General features: G+C 64.7%; 25 protein-coding genes. 8 read left to right on the top strand and 17 right to left on the bottom strand.

The annotated features are described in order from the left end of the window. Positions 1-4: 4 nt before the first annotated feature. Complete coding sequence (gene larE, locus H8S62_RS08315; RefSeq protein WP_186918997.1) at positions 5-757, bottom strand: ATP-dependent sacrificial sulfur transferase LarE; 753 nt, start codon at positions 755-757, stop codon at positions 5-7. A gap of 710 nt (positions 758-1,467) precedes the next feature. On the opposite strand from larE, the gene H8S62_RS08310 reads away from it, so the two are divergent. Next, positions 1,468-2,499 (top strand): YeiH family protein, encoded by a 1,032-nt coding sequence (locus tag H8S62_RS08310; protein WP_155147519.1) that lies wholly within the window; start codon positions 1,468-1,470, stop codon positions 2,497-2,499. 188 nt (positions 2,500-2,687) lie between these two features. Here H8S62_RS08310 and H8S62_RS08305 read toward each other — a convergent pair whose 3' ends face one another. Both H8S62_RS08305 and H8S62_RS08300 read right to left on the bottom strand, forming a co-directional pair. Continuing rightward, positions 2,688-2,999 carry a DUF6506 family protein gene (locus tag H8S62_RS08305; protein ID WP_186918996.1) on the bottom strand — a complete coding sequence of 104 codons (312 nt, stop codon included), beginning with the start codon at positions 2,997-2,999 and terminating at the stop codon, positions 2,688-2,690. After that, entirely contained in the window at positions 2,996-4,123 is a 1,128-nt protein-coding gene (locus tag H8S62_RS08300; RefSeq protein ID WP_186918995.1) for an aldo/keto reductase, read from the bottom strand. The genes H8S62_RS08305 and H8S62_RS08300 overlap by 4 nt, the downstream gene beginning before the upstream one ends. 294 nt (positions 4,124-4,417) lie before the next feature. On the opposite strand from H8S62_RS08300, the gene H8S62_RS08295 reads away from it, so the two are divergent. Then, positions 4,418-5,206, top strand: coding sequence for a peptidoglycan recognition protein family protein (locus H8S62_RS08295; protein ID WP_186918994.1), 789 nt, complete (start codon positions 4,418-4,420; stop codon positions 5,204-5,206). A 434-nt stretch (positions 5,207-5,640) separates the two neighbouring features. On the opposite strand, the gene H8S62_RS08290 is transcribed toward H8S62_RS08295, so the two are convergent. The 8 genes from H8S62_RS08290 to H8S62_RS08255 all read right to left on the bottom strand — a co-directional run bounded on the left by H8S62_RS08290 (position 5,641) and on the right by H8S62_RS08255 (position 12,581). Further along, the gene (locus tag H8S62_RS08290; protein WP_186918993.1) at positions 5,641-5,943 is read right to left on the bottom strand and encodes a hypothetical protein; all 303 of its coding nucleotides are present in this window, start codon (positions 5,941-5,943) and stop codon (positions 5,641-5,643) included. Between the two features lie 149 nt (positions 5,944-6,092). After that, complete coding sequence (locus tag H8S62_RS08285; protein WP_256284353.1) at positions 6,093-6,305, bottom strand: cold-shock protein; 213 nt, start codon at positions 6,303-6,305, stop codon at positions 6,093-6,095. A gap of 190 nt (positions 6,306-6,495) precedes the next feature. Then, on the bottom strand, positions 6,496-6,933 hold the full coding sequence (locus H8S62_RS08280; RefSeq protein ID WP_186918992.1) for a hypothetical protein: 438 nt from the start codon (positions 6,931-6,933) through the stop codon (positions 6,496-6,498). Between the two features lie 245 nt (positions 6,934-7,178). Then, on the bottom strand, positions 7,179-8,663 hold the full coding sequence (gene glpK / locus H8S62_RS08275) for a glycerol kinase GlpK (RefSeq protein ID WP_155147532.1): 1,485 nt from the start codon (positions 8,661-8,663) through the stop codon (positions 7,179-7,181). Between the two features lie 39 nt (positions 8,664-8,702). Next, the gene (locus H8S62_RS08270) at positions 8,703-9,047 is read right to left on the bottom strand and encodes a DUF1667 domain-containing protein (protein WP_186918991.1); all 345 of its coding nucleotides are present in this window, start codon (positions 9,045-9,047) and stop codon (positions 8,703-8,705) included. Continuing rightward, on the bottom strand, positions 9,044-10,303 hold the full coding sequence (locus H8S62_RS08265) for an NAD(P)/FAD-dependent oxidoreductase (RefSeq protein ID WP_186918990.1): 1,260 nt from the start codon (positions 10,301-10,303) through the stop codon (positions 9,044-9,046). Before H8S62_RS08265 ends, H8S62_RS08270 begins: the two co-directional genes overlap by 4 nt. Beyond that, a complete protein-coding gene (locus H8S62_RS08260) occupies positions 10,296-11,738 on the bottom strand; it encodes an NAD(P)/FAD-dependent oxidoreductase (RefSeq protein ID WP_186918989.1) in 1,443 nt (480 codons plus the stop codon). The genes H8S62_RS08265 and H8S62_RS08260 overlap by 8 nt, the downstream gene beginning before the upstream one ends. A 273-nt stretch (positions 11,739-12,011) precedes the next feature. Continuing rightward, positions 12,012-12,581 (bottom strand): glycerol-3-phosphate responsive antiterminator, encoded by a 570-nt coding sequence (locus H8S62_RS08255; RefSeq protein ID WP_186918988.1) that lies wholly within the window; start codon positions 12,579-12,581, stop codon positions 12,012-12,014. A 107-nt stretch (positions 12,582-12,688) separates the two neighbouring features. Here H8S62_RS08255 and H8S62_RS08250 point away from each other — a divergent pair, with 107 nt between their 5' ends. The 5 genes from H8S62_RS08250 (at position 12,689) to H8S62_RS08230 (ending at position 17,273) form a co-directional block, all read left to right on the top strand. After that, on the top strand, positions 12,689-13,168 hold the full coding sequence (locus H8S62_RS08250) for a SprT-like domain-containing protein (protein ID WP_186918987.1): 480 nt from the start codon (positions 12,689-12,691) through the stop codon (positions 13,166-13,168). 101 nt (positions 13,169-13,269) lie between these two features. Then, complete coding sequence (locus H8S62_RS08245; protein WP_186918986.1) at positions 13,270-14,313, top strand: lysylphosphatidylglycerol synthase domain-containing protein; 1,044 nt, start codon at positions 13,270-13,272, stop codon at positions 14,311-14,313. A 156-nt stretch (positions 14,314-14,469) separates the two neighbouring features. Then, a complete protein-coding gene (locus tag H8S62_RS08240) occupies positions 14,470-15,618 on the top strand; it encodes a sensor histidine kinase (protein WP_243141801.1) in 1,149 nt (382 codons plus the stop codon). Next, entirely contained in the window at positions 15,611-16,324 is a 714-nt protein-coding gene (locus H8S62_RS08235) for a GNAT family N-acetyltransferase (RefSeq protein WP_243255504.1), read from the top strand. Before H8S62_RS08240 ends, H8S62_RS08235 begins: the two co-directional genes overlap by 8 nt. 121 nt (positions 16,325-16,445) lie before the next feature. Continuing rightward, positions 16,446-17,273, top strand: coding sequence for an acyltransferase domain-containing protein (locus H8S62_RS08230; RefSeq protein ID WP_186918985.1), 828 nt, complete (start codon positions 16,446-16,448; stop codon positions 17,271-17,273). Here the strand turns inward: H8S62_RS08230 and spoIID are convergent. Then, a complete protein-coding gene (spoIID, locus tag H8S62_RS08225; RefSeq protein ID WP_186918984.1) occupies positions 17,270-18,286 on the bottom strand; it encodes a stage II sporulation protein D in 1,017 nt (338 codons plus the stop codon). The two genes, H8S62_RS08230 and spoIID, sit on opposite strands and share 4 nt — an antisense overlap. Before the next feature lie 131 nt (positions 18,287-18,417). Between spoIID and H8S62_RS08220 the strand changes: the two genes are divergently transcribed. Next, positions 18,418-19,788 carry a citrate/2-methylcitrate synthase gene (locus H8S62_RS08220; RefSeq protein ID WP_155147546.1) on the top strand — a complete coding sequence of 457 codons (1,371 nt, stop codon included), beginning with the start codon at positions 18,418-18,420 and terminating at the stop codon, positions 19,786-19,788. A 70-nt stretch (positions 19,789-19,858) separates the two neighbouring features. Here the strand turns inward: H8S62_RS08220 and H8S62_RS08215 are convergent, their stop codons facing one another. The 5 genes from H8S62_RS08215 to H8S62_RS08195 form a co-directional block, all read right to left on the bottom strand. Beyond that, complete coding sequence (locus tag H8S62_RS08215; RefSeq protein ID WP_186918983.1) at positions 19,859-20,770, bottom strand: CobW family GTP-binding protein; 912 nt, start codon at positions 20,768-20,770, stop codon at positions 19,859-19,861. A gap of 27 nt (positions 20,771-20,797) precedes the next feature. Then, positions 20,798-21,862 (bottom strand): uroporphyrinogen decarboxylase family protein, encoded by a 1,065-nt coding sequence (locus tag H8S62_RS08210; protein ID WP_186918982.1) that lies wholly within the window; start codon positions 21,860-21,862, stop codon positions 20,798-20,800. A 63-nt stretch (positions 21,863-21,925) separates the two neighbouring features. Next, complete coding sequence (locus H8S62_RS08205; protein WP_186918981.1) at positions 21,926-22,837, bottom strand: ABC transporter permease; 912 nt, start codon at positions 22,835-22,837, stop codon at positions 21,926-21,928. Between the two features lie 6 nt (positions 22,838-22,843). Continuing rightward, the gene (locus H8S62_RS08200; RefSeq protein ID WP_155147554.1) at positions 22,844-23,608 is read right to left on the bottom strand and encodes an ABC transporter ATP-binding protein; all 765 of its coding nucleotides are present in this window, start codon (positions 23,606-23,608) and stop codon (positions 22,844-22,846) included. A gap of 156 nt (positions 23,609-23,764) precedes the next feature. Continuing rightward, positions 23,765-24,928 (bottom strand): ABC transporter substrate-binding protein, encoded by a 1,164-nt coding sequence (locus tag H8S62_RS08195; RefSeq protein WP_155147556.1) that lies wholly within the window; start codon positions 24,926-24,928, stop codon positions 23,765-23,767. Positions 24,929-25,020 lie beyond the last annotated feature (92 nt).

Below are 25,020 nucleotides of genomic sequence, written 5' to 3'. Positions count from 1 at the left end.
GATATCAGCCTCCCGTCCGGGTCTCAAAATCCAGCAGGACCGTATCGAAATAGGGCTCCAGCGCAGACAAAAGTTCATCCTTCCGGGCTGCGGCCTCCCGCCACTGGGCGGGGGTGAACTGGAGCCGGGCCGCGCCGTGAAAGAGGCGGACCCGGAAATCGGAAAAGCCCAGGGCCATAAGGGCGTTCTCTGCCCCCTCCACCTTGGAGAGTGCCTCTGCCGTGATGGGCGTGCCCGTGGGAATCCGGGTGGCGAGGCAGGCATAGGCGCTCTTATTCCAGGTGAAGAGCCCCGCCTCCCGCGAGCGGGCGCGGACCTCCGCCTTGGAAATGCCGCACTCCCGCAGGGGGGAGCGGACCGCGAGCTCTCTGAGCGCCCGCATACCCGGCCGGTCCCCCGCGTCGTCCGAGGCGTTGGTGCCGTCCAGAAGGAGGGGATACCCGTCCCGGGCCGCAGCGGCGCGCAGGAGGGGAAAAAGGGCGGTCTTGCAGTGGTAGCAGCGGTCCGGCCCGTTGGCGGCCGCCGGCGGGACGGACAGGATGTCCGCCTCCAGCACCGTCATGGGCGCTTTCAGCTCCTCCGCCAGCCGCTCAGCGTCCTTTAGCTCGAAGGCGGGCTGAAAGGCGGAGTGGACGTAATAGGCCCGTACGTCGCAGCCGTATGTCCTGGCCGCCCAGAGGAGGAAGGCGGAGTCCACGCCGCCGGAAAAGGCCAGGGCGGCCTTCGGGTGGGCCGCAAAAAAGTCGGACAGGGTCATATCTATCACCTCGGTATAACAGAAAAGACATACCCGCCTGGGTATGTCTTCTGACATTAAACGCGGCTATTGCCGCGCGGTGGATATAAATCCGGGGAAAAAGAGGGGGCCTTCGGCCCTGCGCCGCGCCTCTTGGAGCGGCGGTTTCCGCCTATTCAGTATAGTGGAGAATGGGAGGGCCGTCAAGAGGGGTATCCATTATTTGTGTTTACATAATCTTCATAACTTGTTTAAAAACCGTCCAACATTTGCCTTGGGTCGTGTGGTATCTTATAGTCACAGCAAAGAAAACACCAGCCACACCGCCTCTGGGCTGTCAGCGGGGGCCGGACCTTGGATGCCAGCGGAAAAGCCGCGTGCGGATTCACGCGCAGCGGTTTGCCCGGCGCCAGCCGGGGCCGGATTTGCGGAGCGGTCACGCTCCGCAGGTACTCTCCTCCCGTATCAGGCGGACCAAAGATAACATGGGGTTTCCTGTGTTTCGATATAAATGAACATCTTTCCTCCCTCCATACTCCTCTCTTCTCTTTCCTTCATCAAAGGCCCGCCGTATATACGGCGGGCCTTTGATATTGCGGGGGCTTTCGCCGGAGAGCGCCCGCTCCCATTGCTTTTTCAAATAGCGGCTATTCAAGATGCGTATTTTACAAGGCGCCGGCTCAGGTGGTAGGATTGGTAAAGATTTCATCTGGAGTTGGGAGCGTGTCTACATGGCAGAGGTAAAAGAGAAAAGGGGCGCGGCAGGGCTTTTGCCCGGCCTGGGGGCCTGCGTGGTCATCGGGGCCGCCGCCTGGTGCATGGCGAAGTACATCCCCGTGGCGGGCAAGCTGATCGGCGGCCCGGTGTTCGCCATTTTGCTGGGTATGATCCTTGCCTTCGTGAAGCGCCCGGCGTGGTTTCAGGCGGGCATCACCTTTTCCGGCAAGAAGATTTTGCAGTACTCGATTATTTTCCTGGGCTTCGGCATGGACATCATGACTGTCCTCAAGACGGGCGGGCAGTCCCTGGCGGTGATGCTGTGCACCATCGCCGCGTCCCTGCTGACCGCCTTCCTGGTGGGCCGGGCTCTGAAGGTGGACGGCAACACCTCCATCCTTATCGGCGTGGGCACCTCCATCTGCGGCGGCTCCGCCATCGCCGCCACCGCCCCGGTCATCGACGCGGACGACAAGGAGGTGGCCTACTCCATCTCCACCATCTTCCTCTTCAACATCCTGGCGGTCTTCATCTTCCCGGCCCTGGGCCGGGTCTTCGGCATGAGCGACACGGGCTTCGGCGTCTGGGCGGGCACCGCCATCAACGACACCTCTTCCGTGGTGGCGGCGGGCTTCTCCTTCTCCGACGCAGCGGGGGAGATGGCCACCATCGTCAAGCTCACCCGAACCCTGATGATCATCCCCATCACCCTGATTTTGGCCCTCTGGCGAACCAGAAAGGTGGAGAAGACCGACGAGGCCCAGGGAATCAACTACTCCCTGGCCAAAATATTCCCATGGTTTGTGCTGGGCTTCCTGGCCACCGCCATCTTCAATTCCGTGGGCATCCTGCCCCCGGCGGCCAGCAATTTCCTCAACGAATTCGGTAAGTTCGGCATCATGGTGGCCATGGCGGGCATTGGACTGAACACCAACGTAAAGAGCCTCTTCAAAAACGGGATGCGGCCCATCGCCCTGGGTCTGTGCTGCTGGTTCGCCGTGGCGGTGGTATCCCTCCTGGTTCAGCGGTTCGTGGGGCTGGTGTAAGAGCGTCCGGGGGACCCTGTCCCCCGTATCCGCCCCGGGTGCAGACCCTGGAGCAAATATAAGTCCACTCAGCTTTCCGCCTTGGCGGGAACGCTGCGAGGCTTGGGATAACGACGGCACGGCAAACAAGGAAGCAGTGGACGCAGCCCTCCGTCCACTGCTTCTTTCACAGCCGGGTGAGCTGCCGCTCAGCGGTCCCCGGAATCGGAGAAAAATGCGGAAAACAGCCCGTCCTGCTCCCTTTTATGGATACAGAAGCCGACGGCGACCTGGTTGCGGGTCAGCTCAATCAGCGCCTGGGCGTTTTCCTCGCTGAACGCGCCGCACAGTTCGATGGCCCCCACGCCGTCGGCGGCCAGGGCGAGGGCCTTGTCCCGGGCCTCGTCGAGGCTGCGGACGGTGCAGATGCAGGTTGTCTGCCCACCTGTCTCAAAGACGGCGCAGTGGCGCTCCGGGTCGTAGTGGGAGCCCATCAACAAAAAGGCGTATTTCTTTTTCATTCCGTCCTCTCCCTGGAGTAGGCCCCGATCTCCGCCAGCCGGCCGGGGATGTCGATGTGCTGGGGACAGCTGCTCACACAGGCGTTGCAGCCCACGCAGGCGTCCGGACGGGCGGACTCGGGCAGGAGCCGCCAGGAACCGTCGAAGTCTTCCCGGCTGTCCTTTATCCGGGCCTGGTTGTAGATGGAGAAGACCCGGGGAATGTCCACTCCCGCTGGGCAGTCCATGCAGTAGCGGCAGCCGGTGCAGGGGATGGTGGCGGCGGAGCGGTAGAGGGCCAGGGCCTCGTCCAGCACAGCGCGCTCGCTGTCCGACAGGGGGCGGAAGGGGGTCATGGTATTGAGGTTGTCCTCCACCTGGTCCATGGCGGTCATGCCTGAGAGGACGGTCATCACCCCCGGCAGGGACGCGGCGAAGCGGACCGCCCAGGAGGCGACGCTGGACTCCGGGTCGGCTTTGTTCAGTACGGCACGGGCCTGTTCGGACAGCGTGGCCAGCGCCCCGCCCCGGACGGGCTCCATCACCACCACCGGCAGGCCGTGGGCGGCGGCGATCTCGTACTGCCTCTTGGCGTCCTGCAGGTCCCAGTCCAGGTAGTTGAGCTGGAGCTGGACGAAGTCCCAATCGTGCTCAGTGAGCATCCGCTCCAGAAGCTCCGGCCGGTCGTGGAAGGAGAAGCCCAGACGGCGGATTTTTCCCTCGGCCTTCTGTCGGGCCAGGTAGTCGCAGGCTCCGGTGGCGTTCAGAATTTCATAGTTCTTTTCGGTGATGCTGTGGGCCAGGTAAAAGTCGAAGTAGTCCACCCTGCAGCGCTCCAGCTGCCGGGAAAAGAAGCGCTCCGGGTCGTCCGGGTCCTTGAGCAGCCAGCAGGGGAGCTTGGTGGCGAGGAAGTAGCTGGAGCGGTCCCATTTGGACAGGACGGTGCCCAGAAAGGGCTCGCTCTCACCGCCGTGGTAGCCCCAGCCGGTGTCAAAATAATTCACGCCCGCGCCATGGGCGCGGGTTAAAAGCCGCTCGGACTCCGCGCGGTCGATTTTGCCGTCGGGCAGGGTGGGAAAGCGCATACAGCCGTAGCCCAGCAGGGAAAGCTCCGCCCCAATGGACGGAAAAAGTCTCGTTTCCATGGTGGTCCCTCCTTATGTATTGAACATATTATAGCGCGTGCGCAGGAGAAAGAGCAACAGGAAATCCCGCGCCCCGGCGGATGGAGACTGCGCTTATATCAGCTGTGAAATTGAAATCAGCGAGAGAAGAAAGCATGTGAAAGAAAACCGTGCGTGTTTTTGGCGCGATACGTGCGCCGGAAAGCCCGCCCATGGGCGACAGCCGAGCAAGATTGCACGGCTGCACGGCGCGTGGGATAAGTCCAAAGGGACTTTTCCCATGCGTTCGCCATAAACTGGGTGGGAGGGAATCGCATGAAATTGACAGAGCATATTTTAACCGGCAATGACTGCTGGAAGGCGGGGCGGACCATTGTCCCCAAGGGGGTCATGGTCCACTCGCCCGGGGTGGCCCAGGACGACGTGAACGTCTTTCTCAAGGCCTGGGACCAACCCGGTGCGGAGCGCTGTGTTCACGCCTTCGTCACCCGGGAGGGCGCGGTGCAGACTCTGCCCTGGAACTGGCGGGGCTGGCACGCGGGCGTGCCAGCCGAGGGCGGCGTCTCCGCCAACAACACCCATATCTCCTTTGAGATGCTGGAGCCAGACGGCCACGCCTATCAGGGCGCGGTTATGGTGGGGTACGATGTGAAGAAGAACGCCGAGTATTTCGCCGCCGTCTACCGCAACGCGGTGGAACTGACTGCCATGCTGTGCGCAGCCTACCATCTGGACCCCGCTGCCCCCGGCGTGGTCATCAGCCACGCGGAGGGGCACGTTCTGGGCGTGGCCTCCAACCACGCCGATGTGGGGCAGTGGTTTCCCAAGCACGGCAAGAGTATGGATGACTTCCGCGCCGATGTGGCACGGGTGATGGAGGGAGGCTCGGCAGAGTTGACGCAGGCGGAGTTTGGCCGGATGTTCCGTGCCGCCCTGGCGGACTGGGAGAGCGAGCAGGGGGCCGGAAAAGCCAGCCCCTGGGCCGTAGAAGCGTGGGAAAAGGCGGTGCGCGCCGGAGTGTTCGACGGCGCCCGGCCCCGGTCGCCCCTGTCCCGGGAGCAGGCGGCCCTGGTGCTGGACCGGCTGGGGCTGCTGGAGAAATAGGCCTGGAGCGGGACGCCGTATTAGGGCCGTACCCATAAGGAAGGGCCTCATACGTCCTAATGGGTACTGCGCTTTTGTGCGGCGGCCCGCTGTGATTGATCCGCAAGCGCCGCCCCGCAATGCGCGGGGCGGCGCTTCATCTTGTCTAAGAAGCCGCGTGGGGCTTCCTTGACAGAAGGCGGCATGACGGCAGGGACTCAATTTTTTGCAGAAAGTCGACCAGCCGTCATGAGAAGTGTCATTTCTGAGGCGCATGTTCCTAGAAATAACGGATATTTATTTGACTGCGTCGTCTGTGGGCGGCGGAACTCTGCGAGGCTTTCTCTGCGGAGGGGCTTTTGACAGCCAGAGCGCCGCCCCGCAATGTGCGGGGCGGCGCTCTGATGGGGGATACCCGGCTGCTAAGTACGCCGCCCGGATGGGCGGCGGATGGGTCAGCCGCGGGCGAAGGGACAGCCGGAGTCCAGGTCCACGGCGGCCCGCAGGTTCGCGGAGCCGCGGGTCATATAGGCGGGCAGGGAGACGTACACAGGGTAGTCGGGCGTGGCGGAGCCGGAGCCTGCGCCGTCCCAGACAGGGAAGTCGGGGAAGGAGGGGAGGGTAACGGCGCCGCCGTTCCCGCCGCAGCCGCAGCCGTTACTGGAGCCGCACCCACAGCCACAGGAGTTCCAGCTCTCGCCGCAGCCACAGCCGCAGCCGCAGGAAGACCAGTTGTTCGAATTACCACAGCAACACATAATGAGTATCCCCCAATATCAAATTGGCGGGACGCGGGGCGGCGCGTACCGCTTCGCGCCCCACAAGTCAGTATATGCACAATGTGCCGCAGCCGGAACCGACAAAAAAGCGCCGCCTCAATTTTGAGGCGGCGCTTTTTGCCCACAACTTACTGGGGGATGACGTTGACAGCGCGGAGCTTGCCGGCATCCTTGGGATCGGGCTCGGTCTCATAGGAGACCTTCTGGCCCTCGTAGAGGGTCTTGAAGCCGTCGGTCTGGATGGCGGAGAAGTGCACGAACACGTCGTCGCCGCCCTCGTCGTTGGAGATGAAGCCGAAGCCCTTGGTCTCGTTGAACCATTTGACAGTACCGTTCATGATGGTACCTCCTAAAAAGTTTTGACTCTAAATACAGGCAAACAAAAAAACCCACTCTTTTTGTGCCTCATCCAACGAACAGACGATGACTTACAAAAATGTGAGTTCAGGTCGTGCATTTAGAAGAACGTACCTAGGATACCATGCCCGTGCGAAATTGTCAAGCACGGCGCGAAAAACAAGAGGTCATCCCTTAAAAGACCTCTTTTTCGCCGTTGTTTTCCAGCAGGGTGCGCACGGTCTCATCTCCGTAGGACAGGAGGCGGCCGTATTCCCGGGCGATTTGAGTGCGGTTGCCGCCGAAATAGGCCCCGGACTCCACCAGAGCGGCCTTGCGCTCCTTCAGACGGAGGTACTCCGCCAGTGTGTGGTCGGCCTTGTAGAAGAGGTAGAGAAACTTGCCCCGACAGGCGGAGACGGGGAAGAGATCGGTGACGAAGGGCTCGTTCTCCGGGTAGCAGCGCACGCCGTAATGCCGGGCGATCTGATCGGCAAAGGAGGCCAGTTCATCCCACTCGGCCCGGGAGTCCACCGGATGGCTGAGCGCCAGGGATTTTACGCCCGCGCGGACCATCTCGCAGAAGCAGTCCATCACGCCGCAGCGGTAAGAGTATGTATCAATCTCATGCATAGAGCAGGCCTCCTTATGTAACTTCCTGATTTTACCACAAAAATTGGACAAGGGCAAGCGGGGAATTTAGATTTTTTAAAAAGTCGGCAGAGCCCTGACGACGCGGCGCCCCGGCGAGGGGTGGAGACGGGAGCCCCCCGCCTCCGCGCACTGGGGGGAGTCCCTCGTGAGGGAGGCAGAGGCGGCGGCAACATGAAGAGCGCAGACAGGCGGGGCCTGTGCCCCGCCTGTCAAAAAGCCGGCGACTATTTTGCCCAGCCCCGGCTGCGCTCCACGGCCCGGTGCCAGTCGCCCAGCAGCGCCTCCCGGCGCGGCGCCTCCATTTTGGGCTCATAGGTGGTGTCGCACACCCAGAGGTGCTGAATCTCGTCTGTATCCCGCCAGACCCCGGTGGCGAGGCCCGCCAGATAGGCGCATCCCAGGGCGGTGGTCTCCCGGATCATGGGCCTGCGGACCGAACGCCCCAGGATATCGGACTGAAACTGCATGAGGAAGCGGTCCCGGCTGGCGCCGCCGTCGGCCTTGAGCTGGGAGAGGGGGAGGCCGGTGTCCTTCTCCATGGCCCGCACCAGGTCGGCCACCTGGTAGGCGATGGACTCCTGAGCCGCCCGGATGATATGCTCCCGCTTGGTGCCCCGCGTCAGCCCTACGATACAGCCCCGGGCGTACATATCCCAGTAGGGGGCCCCCAGGCCGGTGAAGGCGGGGACCAGATACACGCCTCCGGTGTCGTTCACCTTCTGGGCGTAGTACTCCGCGTCCCGACTCTCGGTGAGAAAGCGCATCTCGTCCCGTAGCCACTGGATTACCGCCCCGCCCACGAAGACGCTGCCCTCCAGGGCGTACTGCACGGTTCCGTTGAGTCCGATGGCGATGGTGGTGATAAGGCCGTTCTCACTCCGACAGGGGGCGTCCCCGGTGTTCATCAACAGGAAGCAGCCGGTGCCGTAGGTGTTCTTGGCATCCCCGGGCTGGAAGCAGGTCTGGCCGAAGAGAGCGGCCTGCTGGTCCCCGGCGATGCCCGCGATGGGCACCCTCACGCCCTGAATCTCGGTGTGGCCGTAAATTTCGCTGGAGCTGTGTACCTCGGGCAGCATGGAGCGGGGGATGTCCAGGGCGTCCAGCATTTTTTGGTCCCAATCCAGCTTGTGGATGTCGTAGAGCATGGTGCGGGAGGCGTTGGTGTAGTCGGTGACGTGAACCTCGCCCCCGGTGAGCTTCCAGAGGAGCCAGGTATCCACCGTGCCGAAGAGGATATCCCCCGCCCTGGCCCTCTCCCTGGCACCCTCCACATGGTCCAGAATCCACTTGATTTTCGTCCCGGAGAAGTAGGCGTCGGGCACCAGGCCGGTGGCGTCCTTAATGTGGTCCCCCAGCCCGTCGGCCAGAAGGCTGTCCACGATGTCGGCGGTGCGGCGGCACTGCCAGACGATGGCGTTGTGGATGGGGCGGCCGGTGCGGCGGTCCCAGAGGATGGTGGTCTCCCGCTGGTTGGTGATGCCGATGCCCGCGATGTCGGCGGCGTCCACCCCGGACTGGGCCACCACCTCCATCATCACCGCGTACTGGGAGGACCAGATCTCCATGGCGTCGTGCTCCACCCAACCCTCCCGGGGATAGATCTGGGTAAACTCCTTCTGTGAGATGCCCAGGATATTCTGCTCGCAGTCGAAGAGGATGGCGCGGGAGCTGGTGGTGCCCTGGTCCAGGGCTAAAATATACTTGCCCATTCAAATACGCCTCCTGTAAAATGAATCGAGAAAACCATGTCACAAATCCCGCGTGGCCACGAAATTGGCCCCGGTGCCGCAGACGTCCCTCACCACCACCTGCCCTGTGCGGACGGGGGCGGTCAAATTCACGGCCTCCAGGGCTGCCATGGCGGCAAAGATCAGGCCCCTGGGGATGGGGCGGTCGGTCTTCACCGGGCAGCGGGGGTGGGCCGCCCGGCTGATGCGGACCGTGGATGTGACCACCCGTGTGGGGTTGGTCAATTCTATTTTACCATATTCCGCGCCTCTTGGACAGCCGTTTCCCGTGACGGCGCAACCGTGGGCCTCGTCCACGCGGAGGCGGCAGCCCTTGGGACAGACGATACAGATAAGCTCTCTCATGTTGCCGCCACCTCCCGGATGGAAACCGTGATTTCTTCCTCCGCCCGGTCCAGCAGAACCCGGGGCAGGATGATGTGCTCCATCTCTCCGGGGGCCAGGTGCTCCCTGGGAAACCGGGCGATTTGGCTCTCGCCGGAGGTCACCAGAACCTCGCTGCCGCCGCAGACCCGGTTGACCCGGAAGAACAGCTCGGCGGCCCGCTCAACCCCCGCCGGCCGGATGCGCTGAGGGACGGTATAGGTCACGCCGTCCCCTCCGCGGACGGTGAGAACCGGTCCTTCCGCCGCGCCTGCGTCCAGGACATACCGGGCGGCAGCCCGGCCCGCCCGCTGGCTCTCGGCGGTGACGAAGTCCACCAGATCGTGGACGTGGGCCACGTTGCCGCAGGCAAACACGCCGCGGAGGCTGGTCTCCATATTCTCGCAGACCACCGCGCCGCCGGTGCGCGGGTCAATCTCGATGCCCGCCTGCCGGGTCAGCTCGTTCTCGGGGACGAGGCCCACCGAGAGGAGAAGGGTGTCGCAGTCGAAGACCATCTCCGTGCCGGGGATGGGATTGCGCCCTTTGTCCACCTGGGCCACGGCCACCTGCTCCAAGCGGTCACGGCCACGGATCTCCGTTACGGTATGAGAGAGGTAGAGGGGGATGCCGTAGTCGTGGAGGCACTGGACAATGTTGCGGTTCAGCCCCCCGGAGTAGGGCATCAGTTCCACACAGGCCAGGACCTGCGCTCCCTCCAGGGTCATGCGGCGGGCCATGATGAGACCGATGTCCCCGCTGCCGAGAATCACCACCCGGCGGCCCGGCATACGGCCCTCCATGTTCACGTACCGCTGGGCGGCCCCGGCGGTATATACCCCTGCGGGGCGGGTGCCGGGGATGGCGATGGCCCCCCGGGTACGCTCCCGGCAGCCCATGGCCAGGATGACGCTCCTGGCCTCCTCCACCCGGTAGCCGGCGGCCTTGCCGACCATATGTACCCGGCGCTCAGGCGTAACCTCCAGCACCATGGTGTCCAGCCGGACCTCCACGCCCGTCTCACCCAGCAATTTGACAAACCGCCCGGCATACTCCGGACCGGTCAGTTCTTCTTTGAAATAATGCAGCCCAAAGCCGTTGTGGATGCACTGGTTCAGAATACCGCCCAGCTCCCTGTCCCGCTCCACGATGAGGATGCGCCTCAGTCCGCCGTCCCAGGCCGCGCAGGCGGCGGCCAGGCCCGCGGGCCCGCCGCCGACCACAATGAGATCATACATGGGCGCCGCCTCCTTTCGTCTCCTCAAAGAGCATCTGTGTTCCGGCCCGGTCCTGGACGATCTGCTCCGGGGAGAGGCCCAGCTCCCGGCACAGAAGCTCCACCACCCGGGGGCCGCAGAAGCCGCCTTGGCAGCGGCCCATGCCGGGGCCGCACCGGCGCTTAACGGCGTCCACCGAGCGGGGGGGAATGGGGGAGTGAAGGGCATCCAGAATTTCGCCCTCGGAAATGGTCTCACAGCGGCAGACGATACGTCCATAGGCGGGATTTTGCTCCACCAATGCGGCTTTCTCCGCATTATCGAGCTCATGAAAGCGGATTCTGCGCCTCTGGCAGATAAAATCGGCCTTTTTCTCCAGCTCCAGCCCCTTTTCCCCCAATAATTCCACCAGATACTCCGCCATGGCCGGGGCGGCGGAGAGGCCGGGAGAGCAGATGCCCGCCAGGTCGAAGAAGCCGGACGCCCCCGCCGCCTCGCCGATGATGAAGTCATCCCCGTCCGCATGGGCCCGGACCCCTGCGAAATTGCGGATGGACTGGCGGAAATCAATGGCGGGGACGGATTTTTCCGCCGTCTCCCGGACAAAGCGAAGGCCGTCGGCGGTGGTGGCTGTGTCCTCCCTCTCCACCGGCTCGGCGTTGGGGCCCACGATGAGGTTGCCGTGGACGGTGGGGGCCACCAGGACCCCTTTGCCGGCCGGGCCGGGGCACTGGAAGATCACCCGGCCCACCCGGTCTCCCTCCGCCTTATCCAGCAGGAAGTACTGCCCCCGGCTGGGGTGGATGGCGTAGGCGTGGGGGGCGGCCAGGTCGTGGATCCGGTCTGCAAAGACCCCCGCCGCGTTGATGACGAAGCGGGACTCAAAGACCCCCCGCCTGCCGGAGACCTGCCAGCCGCCGGGGGTTTTGGCGATGGCGTCCACCCCGGCGTCCAGGTACACCTCCGCACCGTTGCGCACTGCGGTCTCCGCCAGGGCGAGGCAGTACTCCCAGGGGGAGGTGACGGCGGCCGTGGGGGCGTGAAGGGCGCAGGTGACGGAGGGGGAGAGGCCGCCCTCCAGTGCGCGGGCCTGGTCTCCGGTGAGGAGGGCCAGACCGGGCACTCCGTTGGCGCGGCCGCGCTGCCAGAGGGCCTGCAGGGAGGCGCGGTCTGCCTCGGAAAAGCCCAGGACCAGGCTGCCGCAGGGGCGGTAGGGGATGTCCAGCGCGGGGCAAAGCGTCCGCGCCAGGGCGGAACCCCGGACGTTCAGCCGGGCCATAAGGGTGCCCGGTTCCGGGTCGTACCCCGCGTGGAGGATGGCGGAATTGGCCTTGGTGGTGCCGGTGGAAACGTCGTTTTCCTTCTCCAGCACGGCCACCTTCAGCCGGTATTTCGACAGCTCAAAGGCCGCCGCCGCGCCCGAAATCCCGCAGCCGATGATGAGTACGTCGTACATAGTGGTTCCCTCCTCAAAACAACAAAAAGAGCACAACTACAAGGGGCCCGAAGGGCCTTGTCGTTGCGCTCTCAAATGCTCAAGCGAATATTCTCTTTTTCTGTATCCAGCATAGCAGAATACGCCGGAGAATGCAAGGGGGAAATGGTGGGAGTGAAGGGGAAAAGTCAAACGTGAAAAAGCGGGGCCGCAGCCCTGGAGGACGTAATCTCCGGCCCTTACCGGACAGCGCCTCTCCGAGGGCGACAAGGGGAGGCATGGAGCGGCGGGACCCTACAAAAACCACACATCCTCACTGGTGGAGGACACGGCAACGGCCCCGGCGGCCAGGGCGCCGGTGACATCCTCCTTGTCGCAGATGAGGCCCCCGGCGATTACGGGCTTTCGAATACTCGCGGTGAGGCCCCGCAGCACCTTGGGCATCGCCCCGGGCAGGACCTCAATGAGGTCGCAGCCGTCCTGCTCCAGGGTCTTGCGCATATTCTCCACCGCCATGGAGTCCAGAAGGAAAAAACGCTGGAGGGAGATGAGTCCCAGGCCCTTGGCGTGGCGGGCCAGTTGGGGCCGCGTGGTGATCACCCCGTCGGCCCGGGTGTCCCGGGCCAGGAAATCCACCGATACATCCCGCTGGGCCAGTCCCTCCACCAGGTCCAGGTGGACCAGGGCCAGCTTGCCGGCCCCCTTCACCCGGTCCACCAGGGCGGCGATGTTGAGCACGCTCCCGAAGAGCAGGAAGACCACCCGGCACTGGGAGGCCAGGGCCCGCTCCAGCCCCGCCTCGTCCTTTACCGAGGCCACCACGGGGCAGTCGTACAGCGCATCCAGAAAGACTGAGAGGGCCACGGCGTCCGCCTCCTTACGATTTTATGAAACTCAGGATAGAGGATTCCGCTGGGGTTGTCAAGTGGTGTATAATGACCTTTAAGATAAAGAAAATAGGAAGTGTACCTATGGACGTGGACAAGCTGCTCGCGCAGGTCTGCGGCGAGGCGCGGGCGCTGGGCATCCCCCTGGCGGCGGACATTCTGCCCCAGGTGCGGCTTAATTTCCGCGCGGTTGCCCGGTTTGGCTGCTGCGTGAAGACCCGCGAGGGGCATATTATCGAGGTCTCCGCCCGGCTGAGCGCGGCGGGGGAGCGGGCCGTCCGGGAGACCCTGGCCCACGAGGTGCTCCACACCTGCCGGGGCTGCAAGGACCACGGGCCGCGCTGGAAGGGCTATGCCGACAAGATGAACGCCGCCTACGGCTACCATATCTCCCGCACCGGCACATGGGAAGCCCTGGGCCTGCCGGACCAGAAGCCTGTGAACCACCTGGTGGTCTGCGAGCGCTGCGGGCAGGAGTTCAAGCGGGCGAGGGCGTCCAACCTGGTGCAGCACCCGGAGCGCTACCGGTGCAGATGCGGGGGACGGCTGAGTCTGAGATATTAGAGCGTGTCTTCAAATCGTCAGGCCGCCCCGTGCATCCGGCAGCCCGCCAATTTGCAGACAAGCGCTAGAGCATATCCGCATTTAAAAAGGAGGGGGCCGCCGTGGCGGGGAAAGAGCCGAAGAAAAAATGGAGCTGGGTATTCTCAGCCGTGGGTCTCGCCATCGGTGGGGGCATCCTGGTGTGGCTCCTCTTTTACATCCGGGACAACGTGGACGTGGGCGCGGTGCTCTCCGCAATCCGCCCGATCTGGCTGGTGGCGGCGCTGTGCTGCATACCGGTCTTCGAGCTGCTGGACGCCCGGGTTTACTACATCATGGGCCGTGGAATGGGCTGCCGGGCGTCCGCCCTGGGCTGCCTGGACGCAGTGGCCATCGGCGAGTTCTACTACCGCCTGGGGCCGGTGGGCGCGCCGGTGCAGCTGGGGCTGCTCCTCTCCGCGGGGTATACGGGGAGCGCCGCCGCCACGGTCTACACCTGGAAGGCGGTGGCGAATACGGTGGTATACACCGTCTACGCCGTCGCAGCCCTGCTGGCGCGGCTCTTCCTGTTCCGGCAGGAGACCGCCGCGTGGGCCATTTGGGCCGTGGGGGCGCTGGTGTGCGCCTATGTGGCGCTCTGCGCCGCCGTCTTCCTGCTGGCGGCCCGGCCGGGACCGGTGAAGCGGCTGTGCGCCCGGCTGCTGCATTTTTTGGCACGGCATATCCGGCCCCTGGCTCAGGAGGGGCGGGTGGAATTCCTCCTCGCCAAGCTGGACGAGTTCTGCGCCGACATGAACGCCCTGCGCAGCAGCCGGGCCCTGCTGCTGCGGGTATTGGGTCTGATGGCTCTGGAGATGACCGCCCTGTTCGCCATCCCCGCCTTCCTCTACCTGGGGCTGGGGCTGGAGGGGGTGACCTTCGGCGAGCTGCTGCTGACCCAGTGCCTGGTGATGGTCCTCTCCCGGGTGGTGGCCATCCCCGGCAACGCCGGGGGCGCGGAGGGGAGCTTTTACCTCTTCATGGCCCCCCTCTTCGGGGAGACCCTGGCGGTGGCGGTGGTGCTCTGGCGCTTTGCGGCCTTTTTGGAGGTTCTGCTCCTGGGAGGACTCTGGTCGGTTGCGCGGTTTCTGCGCAGGGCGGGGGGACGGCCCCGGCGGACGGCGTGAGCCGGGGAGACGCTGTAATGTGGAAACCCACTGCGGAAGACGGCCCGAAAACGGACGGCGGCGCGGCATCCGGCGCTTTTCTGAACTAACCCGCGCCGCCGCCTGCCTGAAATGGGACGGGACGACGTGATAACGGCGGGAAAAGGGGGTAACACCTTGAAAAAACGGTATACACGGCTCAAGCTGAAGATGCTGCTCCTGGTGGTGGTTGGGACAATCATCGCCTGGGGGGTGGGCATCTTTCTGCTGGAGGTGGTGGTGGACGGCGTCCTCCAGGACCCCTTCGCCCGGTTTTTCGTCTGGGCGGCCCAGGCGCTCTTCGGCGAGAGCCGCCAGGGCGCGCTGGAGCTGTACCAGATCTATATCCGGGGCAACAAGCCTGAGATTTTAATGCTGGGCATGGTAATCCTCATGCTCATCGCCTTTTACCTTGCAATGGGCCGCTTCACCGGCTGGCTGGACCAGATTGGCGGCGCCACCCGGCAGGTGATCAGCGAGAGCGGCGAGGCCATCTGCCTGCCCAAGGAGCTGGGGCCGCTGCAGGAGGATCTGAAGGCCATCCAGACCCAGCTGACCCGGCGGGAGGAGGCGGCCCGGGAGAGTGAGCAGCGCAAGCAGGACCTCATCGCCTTCCTGGCCCACGATTTGAAGACCCCCCTCACCTCCGTGGTGGGGTATCTGACCCTCCTGCGGGACAAGCCCGATATGGACAGCGTCCAGCGCGCCAAGTACACCGGCATCGCCCTGGACAAGGCGGAGCGGCTGGAGGAGCTGCTGGGGGAGTTTTTCGACATCACCCGCATGGACCTCAAGAGCATGGAGAAGGACATGACGCCCATTCAGCTCACGGTGCTGCTGGAGCAGCTGGCCGACGAGTTTTACCCCCTTTTTGTGGAGAAGGACCTGACCTGCGAGACCAATATTGAACACCATCTGTCCGTCCGCGGAGATCCGGACAAGCTGGCCCGGGTCTTCGACAACGTGCTGCGAAACGCGGTGAGCTACTCCACGCCCGGCGGCCAGGTGGCCATCCAGGCGGGGAGGAGCGGCAGCGCGGTGGAGGTGGTCGTCTCCAATGAGGGGCTGGAGATTCCCGAGGGTGAGCTGGCCCGGATTTTTCAAAAATTCTATCGGCTTGACGCCGCCCGCTCCTCCCGGACGGGCGGGGCCGGACTGGGGCTGGCCATTGCCAAGGAGATTGTGGAGCTCCACGGCGGCAGCATCCGGGCCGAGAGCACGGGCAAGGTGACCAGCTTTGTGATCACCCTGCCCCAATACGGGGAGGAGGGTGGAACGCATGAATGATTCAGGGGCCGCAGCGGCCTATTTAAATCAAAATCCCCTCTTTTTTATGGATATGCGGGAGATTCTGCGCCGGGGGAGCGGAACGCTGCTGTTTTCCAACCCGCAGGGGGTGCTTTTGCACGATACGGGCAGCGGGGCCTATTTCATGAGCGCCCGGTCGGAAGACGTGCTGGACAAGATGCTGCCCGGCATCCCGGAGCGCCCCGAGCTGCTGGTGGGCCATGAAAAGTGGTACCTGGATCGGCTGAAGGGGCAATTTGGCTTCGAGCGGGCGGATTTCTGCGTCCAGTCCGCCTGGATGGAGGAAACTCCACCTGACCTGCCCGATTTTGACGGGGAGCTGCGATTTCTGGGCCCCGAGTGGGCCGAGACGGTCTATCATGCGTACAGCCATGCCTTTGGCGGCGTGGCGTACATACGGGGGGCCATTGAGCGGGGGATGCTGGGCCTCTTCGCGGATGGGGCGCTGGCGGGCTTCGTGGGCTTCCACGACGAGGGGGCCATCGGTATGCTGGAGGTCCTGCCGCCCTACCGACGCCGGGGGTACGGCGAGGTGCTCCTCCGGGCGGCGGTGCGGCTGGCGATGAAGCAGAAAAAGTACCCCTTCGGGCAGATTTTCGACGGCAATACGGCCTCGCTGGCCCTCCAGAGAAAAATGGGCATGACCGTATCGGAGGAGCGGCTCTTCTGGTTGACGAGGGAGTAAGCGCGGCGGGCGACACATGAGTGGCCTCCTGGGGCGCCGAGGACTATACAGGCAAGAACGCAAAAAGGGACGGCCCCCGGGTGGGGCCGCCCCTTATCAATCCGGAAGGAGGGGGATATCTATGGAGCTTGAGCGCTTTATGCGGCGGATAGGTCTGCCGGGAGAGGCGAGGGCCGTGGTGAGCGATCACCCCATCCCGCCGCAGGAGTACCGGCAATGGAGGGAGCTCTTTTACACGGATGCCGGGGCCTTCCTGGAGGCGTGGAGACGGCGGGAGGACAGGCTCGCCTGGGCGCTGTGCTTCTTCACCGCCGTTGCGGCGGAGGCGTACGAGCGCTATCAGGCGCTGGAAATACCGGAAAAGGTCTATTGGGAGACCTTTTCCGATATCGCCATATGGTGTGAGGACTGCCGTCAGAGGCACGGCGTTTACGGGCTGAGCCAGGCGGAGTGGATTGGAAAATCGGTCAAGCTGGAGCTCTTCCGCCTAGGCCGGCTGCAGTTTGAGCCGGTGGCGCTGAGGGAGGCCGTAACGCTGGGCGGAGAGATCTTTTCCGCCGGAACGCAGGCGCTGGCGGTCCATATCCCTGCGGGAGAGCCGCTGGACATCGCGCGCTGTGAGCAGTCGTTCCAGCGTGCGGCGGCATTTTTCGGGCGGGATCGCCGGGTGTGCAGCTGTGAGTCCTGGCTTCTCGCTCCGGGACTGGGGGAGCTGCTGGCGCCCGGGAGCCGCATTATGCAGTTTCAGTCCCTGTTTGAAGTGATCGGGACCGATGAGCGCAATCCCCAGGCGGAGGAGCGGATCTTCGGGAATGTTGAGGCCGACAAGAGCCGGTATCCGGAGCGGTCGACGCTGCAAAGGCGGGCGAAGGCCCACCTGCTGTCCGGCGGGCGGCTCGGCGTGGGGACCGGAGTACGGATGCTGGCTGAGGTGGGGGACAGGGTCTAATTTTCGTCCATCCGGGCCACGGTCACGCCGGTGTAGTACCACTTTATGATGTCCTGATAGGTCTTGCCCTCCTTGGCCAGGGCGTTGGCCCCGTATTGGCTCATACCCACGCCGTGACCATACCCGGTGACGGAGAAGGTGAGGTTCTCGCTGTCGGCGGTCACGGTGAAATTGGCCGAGCGCAGGCCGAAGAGGGTGCGGACCGTCCCGCCGCTCATCGTGACGCCGCCTACATCTACTTTTTCCACACCGCCGGCGCTGTTGTGGACAATGTTGGAGAGCCAGCCGGAGGCATCTCCGGAGAGATCGGCGTCCGGGGCCTCGGCCAGGATGGTGCTTTTGAAGGTCTCCAGGGGGACGGAGACCGTGCTGTGGTAGCCCGGCACCTCGTCCCCCTCGGGACTCTCCACGCTGGTGAGGTAGGGCACACTGTTGCCCCAGACCTCCACGGCGTCCACCGTGCGGCCCGCCGCGGAGGAAAAGAAGACGGCCTGGATGGGCGCGCCGTCGTAGAGGGCGACCATGCCGTCGGTCCCGGAGACGGCGGCCTTAATCTTTTCCGTGTAGGCGTCGGCATTCTCACCCCAGTTGGCGGCGGCGGACGCAGGCTCGATATAGGCCTGGCAGCAGTTGATGTCGGTACACACGTCGGCGTCCGGGTGGTTGGCCACCTTGGCGGCCATCTTTACCTCGGCATAGGTCCGGGCGGCCACGGCCTGGGCCTTGAGGGCCTCGCTCTCGAAGGAGGCGGGCATCTCCGCCGCCACCACACGCCAGAGGTAGTCGGCCATGGTCATTTCACTCACCGTGCCGTCGGAGAGCTTGACCCTCACGGCGGCGGTCTCGTCCGCGCCGGCGGCGGGGGGCGGTGAGACGACGGTGCGGTCCAGGGGCAGGGTGCCGGTGGGGGCGTCGTCCGGCTGGTCCGCAGGACTGCCGCCCCGGATTAGGAGGAGGGGCAGCAGGAAGAACAGCAGCAGCAGTATCAGCGCCGTGGCCACGACTTGTTTCATTGGGGACCCTCCGTTCTTTTGCAATGCCGCCACCCTCCGTGTTTCATGAATTTCGTCTTGTTTAACGTTGACGCTACGCCCTAAAAAAGGTAAAATAAACTACAAATTGAAAGGGGAAGGAGGCCGGAGAGATGCAGTGTCAGCACTCCGACACCTCCATGGACTTCATTAAAAGTCTATGCGGGGAGTTCCAGAAGCATAACCAAATCGACCCCGCCTACTACGAGAAATACGACGTGAAGCGAGGCCTGCGCAACGCCGACGGCACCGGCGTCATGGCGGGGGTGACCCAAATCGGCAACGTGCTGGGTTACTACGTCCAGGACGGTGAGCGCAACCCCATGGAGGGCAGGCTCATCTACCGGGGGATCGACGTGAACGATCTGGTGGACGGCTTCATGAGCGAGGACCGCTTCGGCTTCGAGGAGACGGCCTACCTCCTTCTCTTCGGCGCTCTGCCCACCCGGGAGCAGCTGGCGCTTTTCAAGGGGGCGCTCTCCGCCCACCAGGCCCTGCCCAATATGTTTACCGAGGATATGATTTTAAAGGCCCCCAGCGCCGACGTGATGAACAAGCTGGCCCGGGCCGTGCTGGCGCTCTACTCCTACGATGACGCGCCCGAGGACCGTTCCCTGGAGAGTGAGCTGCGCAAGGCCATCGCCCTCACCGCCCGGGTGCCTACCATCGCCGCCCACGCCTTCGCCGCCAAGCGGCACTACTATGACCAGGAGAGTCTGTACTTACACCGCCCCCAGGAGGGGCTGAGCGTGGCGGAGAACTTCCTCTGGTCCGTCCGGCACGACAACCAGTTCACCCAGGAGGAGGCGAAGCTGCTGGACCTGTGCCTGGTGCTCCACGCCGAGCACGGCGGCGGCAACAACTCCGCCTTCGCCTGCCGGGTGCTCTCCTCCTCCGGGACCGATATCTACTCCGCCATCTCCGCCGCCATCGGCTCCCTCAAGGGCCCCCGCCACGGCGGCGCCAACAAGAAGGTCATGGAGATGTTCGGCTATATTGAGGAGGGGGTCTGGGACTGGAAGGACGAGGAGGAAATCCGCGCTTTTCTGGGGAAACTTTTGACGAGAGAGGCGGGGGACGGCTCGGGGCTCATCTACGGCATGGGCCACGCCATCTATACGCTGTCCGATCCCCGCGCCGTCCTGCTCAAGAAGTTCGCCCGGAATCTGGCCGCCTCCAAGGGAATGCTGGACGAGTTCCAGCTCTACGAGGCGGTGGAGCGGCTCACGCCCGAGGTCTTCCACGGCGTGAAGGGGGAGAGCAAGGTGGTCTGCGCCAACGTGGACCTCTACTCCGGGCTGGTGTATAAGATGATGGGCATTCCCCAGGAGCTGTATACGCCTCTGTTCGCCGTGGCCCGCATGGTGGGCTGGTGCGCCCACCGCATCGAGGAGGTCTGCAACCCCGGCAATAAGATTATCCGTCCGGCTTACAAGGCCGTGGCGCCGCTGCGCCCCTTCATTCCCCTGGACCAGCGGGGTTAAGAGGAAGTGGAACGCCCCCGGTATCCATCAGGATACCGGGGGCGTTTTGTGAATCACTCCGGGGCAGCGTCTACTCGATATGCAGGCCGGAGCGGCGGTCGATGGCCGCCTGGACGCTCCGGCGGGCGTTCTGACCGTTGCCGAAGAGGACGGAGAGCCTGCCGGGATTGGGCGCCATGCCCGGCCAGGGGGTGAGCTGGATCTGTGGACCCACGCAATCCACCAGGAAGAGCCCCTCGGCCAGGGGGGCAAAGCCCTTGATGCGGTAGGTATCCCCGGCGAAGAGGGAGAGCAGGGACTCCAGCGCGGCGGCAGAGAGGATCTCGTCCAGAACCAGGGTAAATTTCTGGAGCGTGATGTCCTTGACGTGGGGGACGGCCGCGGAGGTCCGGGCGGGCGGGGCGCTCAGAGCGGAGAGCCAGGACGCCTCCAGCTGGCCGAAGGTGGTCTCGTGGACCTGACAGCCGGGACGCTGGGCCAGAACCTCGGCCCGGACCCGGGCCACGGCCTCCGGTGCGGCAAGGTCCGTCTTGTTGATGAGCACCAGGTCGGACACCGCCAGCTGGAGCGCGCAGACCCGGGTGGTGGCAAAGACCTTGTGGAACTGGCCTGCGTCCACCAGACAGATTGCCCCTGCATAGACAAGGCCGGGGAACCGCGCCGGCTGGTCGAGAACCTTGCGGACGCTGGTGGGGTCGGCCAGGCCGGAGGCCTCCACCAAAATCACATCGGGGCCCTGGGCAAGGGTGCCCGCCAGGGCGGACTCGAACTGGTCCAGACGGCAGGAACAGAAGATGGAGCCGTTGTCGATCTCGGTCATGGCCACGCCCAGCTTGGAGAGCAGTGCGCCGTCCACCCCCTCCCGGCCGAACTCGTTGACAATCAGGGCCAGCTTCCGGCCGGGAAAGCAGCGGACCATGTTTTTTAGGAAGGTGGTCTTTCCCGCTCCGAGAAAGCCGGTAATGAGATAGAGGCTGGACATAGGGCACCCCCATGAGATAAAAATGAATCATAAAAGTGGAAAATGGGTGCTAGAGCGTGTCTTCAAACTGGCGGGCTGCCGGCGGGAGCCGACGCGTACCGCCCGGGCCGGGGCCGCGCCGTTTTCGGGCGGCACGCCATAGGGTATGTCGCAGCCGGTGGCGAGAATCAGGCCGGTCCTGTCCGGGACGGCGTCCAGCAGGGCCGCGGTATGGTCCAGAACGGCCTGGGGCGTGCCCCGGAGGAGGAGACTGTTCAGCGGAAGGTTGCCGCCGATACAGACATTGTACCGGTCCGCGACAGACTTGGCAAGGGGCAGGTCCACGTCCTCCCCCACGAAGACGGCGTCCGGCCCTGTGCGGCACATGGCGGGGAGAAGCCCGATGACGTCCCCGCAGACCGAGAGGGCGGAGAAGAGCCCGGCGGCCCGGAGCCCGTCGAAGACCATGCGCAGGGGCGGGGTTAAAAAGGCGCTGAAGCAGTCGGGGGAGAGCTGGACGGCCAGCGGGTCGGCCACCAGAATCACGTCCGCCCCAGCCCCGCCCAGGAGTCCGCCCAAGCGCAGGGCGGACTTGGCGCAGTAGTCCAGCAGATCGCGAACGTAGCGGGGGTCGTCGTACAGGTCTGAGAAGAGGGCCCCGCCCCGGAGGTGGGAGGCCAAGGTAAAGGGGCCGCAGACCACCCCGATGAGGGCGGTGAAGCCGCCCACAGCGGACTTCAGCCGGGCCGTCACGTCCAGCACCAGGGGCAGCCGCCCGTCCTCCGGCCCGGGGAGGGTGCACTCGCAGGGGACAATCATATTGTCCGCCAGGGGGTGGGAGAAGACCGAGGGCGGGCGGCTGGGATGCCAGCGGAGATCGCAGCCAAGACACTCGGCCTCCAGGGAGAGATCGTAGGTCACGGCCTGGCCGTCGGGACGGTAGAGACGGTTGACCGCCAGCAGGGCGGTGAGGAGCCTGCCGCCGTCGGTGAGCAGCTCGTCTGCGGGGCAGCGCGTCAGCGCCCCGGCGTGGACGCCGGCCAGAGGGACCCAAGGGGTCCGCTCAGGGGACTCCCGGCGGAGGGTGGAGAACAGGATTTCCTTGGGCGTCACGGCGAGGCCTCCCCTTACCAATGCATGATACTGATTTTATCTCCAAGGAGCGCGGATGGCAACCTATTTCCAGCGGACGGCCTTTTTTTCTATCAGGGACACCGCGCCGTTGAGGGCGGTGACCACCAGAGCCACCAGAAAAATACCGGCGATGACGTTGGTGTAGTTGGCATAATCGGCAAAGTTCTTGATGAAGTACCCCAGGCCGCTGCTGGAGCCCATCATCTCGGCCAGAGTCAGCAGCATGAAGGAGGTGGACAGGCTCACCCGCAGGCCGGAGATGAGGCCGGGCAGGAGGTAGGGCAGAAAAATCTGAAAGACCATCTCCCGGCCGGAGAGGCAGAGGGCCCGGGCGCTGTCCAGAATGTGGGGGTCGATGCCCCCCACCCGGCCTACGGTCTGGAGGAAGGTGGGCCAGAAGATGCCCAGCATGATGACCAGGGCCGAGGCGGAGCGGAAGGTGGGCATGAGGGCGATGAGGTAGGGCGCGTAGATGATGGCGGGGATGGGGGCCAGGATGCGGGCGATGGGGACCAGGCTGTCTCTCAGGCGTGGGCTCCACCCGGCCAGCATCCCCAGCAGCGCCCCCAGGGGGAGGGCCAGGCCGAAGCCGACGCCCAGCAGGGAGAGGGAGGAGCCTATGCCCCGGAGCATCAGCCGCCACTGACTGCCGAAGACGGCGAAGACCGCCTCCGGCGTGGGTGCGAGAACCGGGTGGCCCACCCCCAGCACGGTGGTGCATAGCTCCCACACCGCGAAGACAAGGAGGATAAACGCGCCGATATCCCCCGCGGCCCGGGCTTTTTTCCCGCGCAGGATACGGTATAGACAGAGCCCCTCCACCAGTGTGGCGGCGCAGAGGAAGAGGAGGGGGGAGGCCTTCTCATTTCTGCCCGGCAGGGCCACCAGCACCAGGAGCAGGAGGAAGAGCAGATGGACCAGGATGGGGGGAAGCCGCTTTTTCTCTCGGTTCATGCCGCGCTACACCGCCTCTCCGTACTCATAGAAGAGGCCGATGAGCCGCTTGCGGATGGCGCAGCCCGCGGCGGAGGTGAGGAGGGCGGCCGGGACCCGGGGCCTGGGGAAGTCCACCGGCAAAGTCAGCCGCAGCCCGCCGGGGCGGAAGAAGGCGATGCGGTCGGAGAGGATGATGGCTTCGTCGATGTCGTGGGTGACCAGGACCACCGTCTTCCGCTCGGACTCCCAGAGGTCCAGCAGAAGCTGCTGAAGGGCCTGGCGGTTTTTGGGGTCCAGGGCGCCGAAGGGCTCGTCCAGCAGCAGCAGGTCGCCCCCCATGGTGAGGGCCCGGGCGATGGCCACCCGCTGGGCCATGCCGCCGGAGAGCTCCCCGGGGTAGCGGTGGAGGTCGTCCCCCAGGCCCACCCGGACCAGGGCGGCGGCGGCGCGGTCGTTGGCCTGCTGCCGGGTGAGGGACGCGTCCGCCTTCCGCAGGGCAAAGGCCACGTTGCCCCGGACGGTGAGCCAGGGGAAAAGGCCGCCCTGCTGGAAGACGATGGCCCGGCCGGGGCCGGGGCCGGTCACCGGCTGGCCGCCGATGGTCACGCAGCCCCCGTCCGGCAGGGAGAGACCCGAGATGAGCCGCAGCAGGGTGGACTTGCCGCAGCCCGAGGGGCCGATGACGCTCAGAAAAGCGCCGTCCTCCACTGTGAGGGACAGGTGATCCAGCACCGGGCGCGAGTCCCCCGGATACCGGAAGGTCAGGTTTTGAATATCAATGGCGGGCATGGGACGGCCTCCTCATGAAATATGAACGGCAGAGGACGGACGGGCTTACCGTGAATGTGATGGCCGGGGGTTTCACAGCCGGGGCGGGCGGAGCCCGCCGACACGGACCCGGCGGCGTAGCAGGCTGGGGGGAGCTGTCCCCTGGTTAGACGCAGGCTACTCGTTGTTGACGGAGTACTGGGACATCATATCCTGGAGGTGGGCGTCGTCAGGGTAGCGTTCCAGGACGATGGAGAGTGCGTCCAAATAGATGGATGGGTCCACATGCCCGTCCATATTGTCGGGGGCGGAGGCGTCGATGTCGCCGTTGGCCTTCATAACGTTATAGAAGTCCACCACCCGGTTCAGGGAGGGGTCCATAGATATCTTCATGCAGCCGTCGTAGATGCAGTAGCGCACATAGTCCTCGCTCTGACCGGAGAAGGCGGCCAGCTTGGCGATGGTGGTGTCCGGGTCGTCGTACATCAGCTTCATGGCCCGGAGGTTGGCGATTTCAAAGCGGACCAGGGCGGGGCGCTTCTCGGCGATGACCGCGCCGGAGGTGGTCTGGCGGCAGCAAACGGCGTTGGGGGCGTAATCCCCCACAAAGAAGGGGACGACCAGGCCCTGGGTCTCGGCGTTCTGCTCAAAGCCGCTGTTGACAAAGCCCACGTCGGCCGCGCCCTTGAGGACGGCCTCCACCACGCTCTGGAAGCCGTCCAGCTCGGTGAAGGTGACCGTGTCCATATCCACGCCGGCCCGGCGCATCTGGTCCTTCATGATCATGTGGCCGGTCTCGGGGCGGACGCAGGCCACGGTCTTGCCCTCGAAGCCCTTTAGCTCCTGGAACTCCGCCTCACGCTCCGGCAGGGCCACGCAGGCGCTGCCCTCGGCAATGGTGCCGCCGATGACCGTCAGGTCCGCCCCCTGGGAGACGAAGGTGCAGGTGGGAATGACCCCGAAGGGGAGTACGTCCAGCTTGCCCAGGGTGATGGCGGTGAGGCCGTCGTTCAGGTTGGAGATCTGCGAAAGCTCCACACTGAGCCCCTCCTCCTCATAGTAGCCCATTTCATGGGCCAGGACCACCATGGCGGCCTTGATGCCCGTGCCCATCTGGCCCACGGTGAGGGTGTAGGTCTCGGCGCTGTCGCCCGCGGCGGAAGCGGTATTCTGCGGCCTCTCAAGTCCATACTTTTCGTTCAGGGCGTCAATCTCCTCCTGGGAAGGCGTGGAGGCAGTGGAGGGGGACGGGTCGGGGGAGGCGGTCTGAGGGTCCCCGGCGCAGGCGGCCAGGGACAGGATCAGCATCAGGGCGAGGGCAAGAGAGAGCATACGTTTCATATTCGGATACCTCCTGAATTGAGTGGGGGATGGGAACAGGCCGGGAGTGAAAGGTGCAGGGGCCGGTCCGGCCCCTTATTTCGTACGCGGCG

Origin of the sequence: Lawsonibacter faecis, assembly GCF_014287675.1 — a bacterium.
In the GTDB taxonomy this organism is placed as follows: domain Bacteria; phylum Bacillota; class Clostridia; order Oscillospirales; family Oscillospiraceae; genus Pseudoflavonifractor; species Pseudoflavonifractor faecis.
The sequence above is the reverse complement of the archived record's forward strand: the minus strand, read 5'-3'. Positions and strand labels throughout refer to the sequence as shown.

Coding starts and splice junctions, on each gene's coding strand:
- larE (WP_186918997.1), bottom strand. CDS start 757: ATGACCCTGTCCGACTTTTTTGCGGCCCACCCGAAGGCCGCCCTGGCC.
- H8S62_RS08310 (WP_155147519.1), top strand. CDS start 1,468: ATGGCAGAGGTAAAAGAGAAAAGGGGCGCGGCAGGGCTTTTGCCCGGC.
- H8S62_RS08305 (WP_186918996.1), bottom strand. CDS start 2,999: ATGAAAAAGAAATACGCCTTTTTGTTGATGGGCTCCCACTACGACCCG.
- H8S62_RS08300 (WP_186918995.1), bottom strand. CDS start 4,123: ATGGAAACGAGACTTTTTCCGTCCATTGGGGCGGAGCTTTCCCTGCTG.
- H8S62_RS08295 (WP_186918994.1), top strand. CDS start 4,418: ATGAAATTGACAGAGCATATTTTAACCGGCAATGACTGCTGGAAGGCG.
- H8S62_RS08290 (WP_186918993.1), bottom strand. CDS start 5,943: ATGTGTTGCTGTGGTAATTCGAACAACTGGTCTTCCTGCGGCTGCGGC.
- H8S62_RS08280 (WP_186918992.1), bottom strand. CDS start 6,933: ATGCATGAGATTGATACATACTCTTACCGCTGCGGCGTGATGGACTGC.
- glpK (WP_155147532.1), bottom strand. CDS start 8,663: ATGGGCAAGTATATTTTAGCCCTGGACCAGGGCACCACCAGCTCCCGC.
- H8S62_RS08270 (WP_186918991.1), bottom strand. CDS start 9,047: ATGAGAGAGCTTATCTGTATCGTCTGTCCCAAGGGCTGCCGCCTCCGC.
- H8S62_RS08265 (WP_186918990.1), bottom strand. CDS start 10,303: ATGTATGATCTCATTGTGGTCGGCGGCGGGCCCGCGGGCCTGGCCGCC.
- H8S62_RS08260 (WP_186918989.1), bottom strand. CDS start 11,738: ATGTACGACGTACTCATCATCGGCTGCGGGATTTCGGGCGCGGCGGCG.
- H8S62_RS08250 (WP_186918987.1), top strand. CDS start 12,689: ATGGACGTGGACAAGCTGCTCGCGCAGGTCTGCGGCGAGGCGCGGGCG.
- H8S62_RS08235 (WP_243255504.1), top strand. CDS start 15,611: ATGAATGATTCAGGGGCCGCAGCGGCCTATTTAAATCAAAATCCCCTC.
- H8S62_RS08230 (WP_186918985.1), top strand. CDS start 16,446: ATGGAGCTTGAGCGCTTTATGCGGCGGATAGGTCTGCCGGGAGAGGCG.
- spoIID (WP_186918984.1), bottom strand. CDS start 18,286: ATGAAACAAGTCGTGGCCACGGCGCTGATACTGCTGCTGCTGTTCTTC.
- H8S62_RS08220 (WP_155147546.1), top strand. CDS start 18,418: ATGCAGTGTCAGCACTCCGACACCTCCATGGACTTCATTAAAAGTCTA.
- H8S62_RS08215 (WP_186918983.1), bottom strand. CDS start 20,770: ATGTCCAGCCTCTATCTCATTACCGGCTTTCTCGGAGCGGGAAAGACC.
- H8S62_RS08205 (WP_186918981.1), bottom strand. CDS start 22,837: ATGAACCGAGAGAAAAAGCGGCTTCCCCCCATCCTGGTCCATCTGCTC.
- H8S62_RS08200 (WP_155147554.1), bottom strand. CDS start 23,608: ATGCCCGCCATTGATATTCAAAACCTGACCTTCCGGTATCCGGGGGAC.
- H8S62_RS08195 (WP_155147556.1), bottom strand. CDS start 24,928: ATGAAACGTATGCTCTCTCTTGCCCTCGCCCTGATGCTGATCCTGTCC.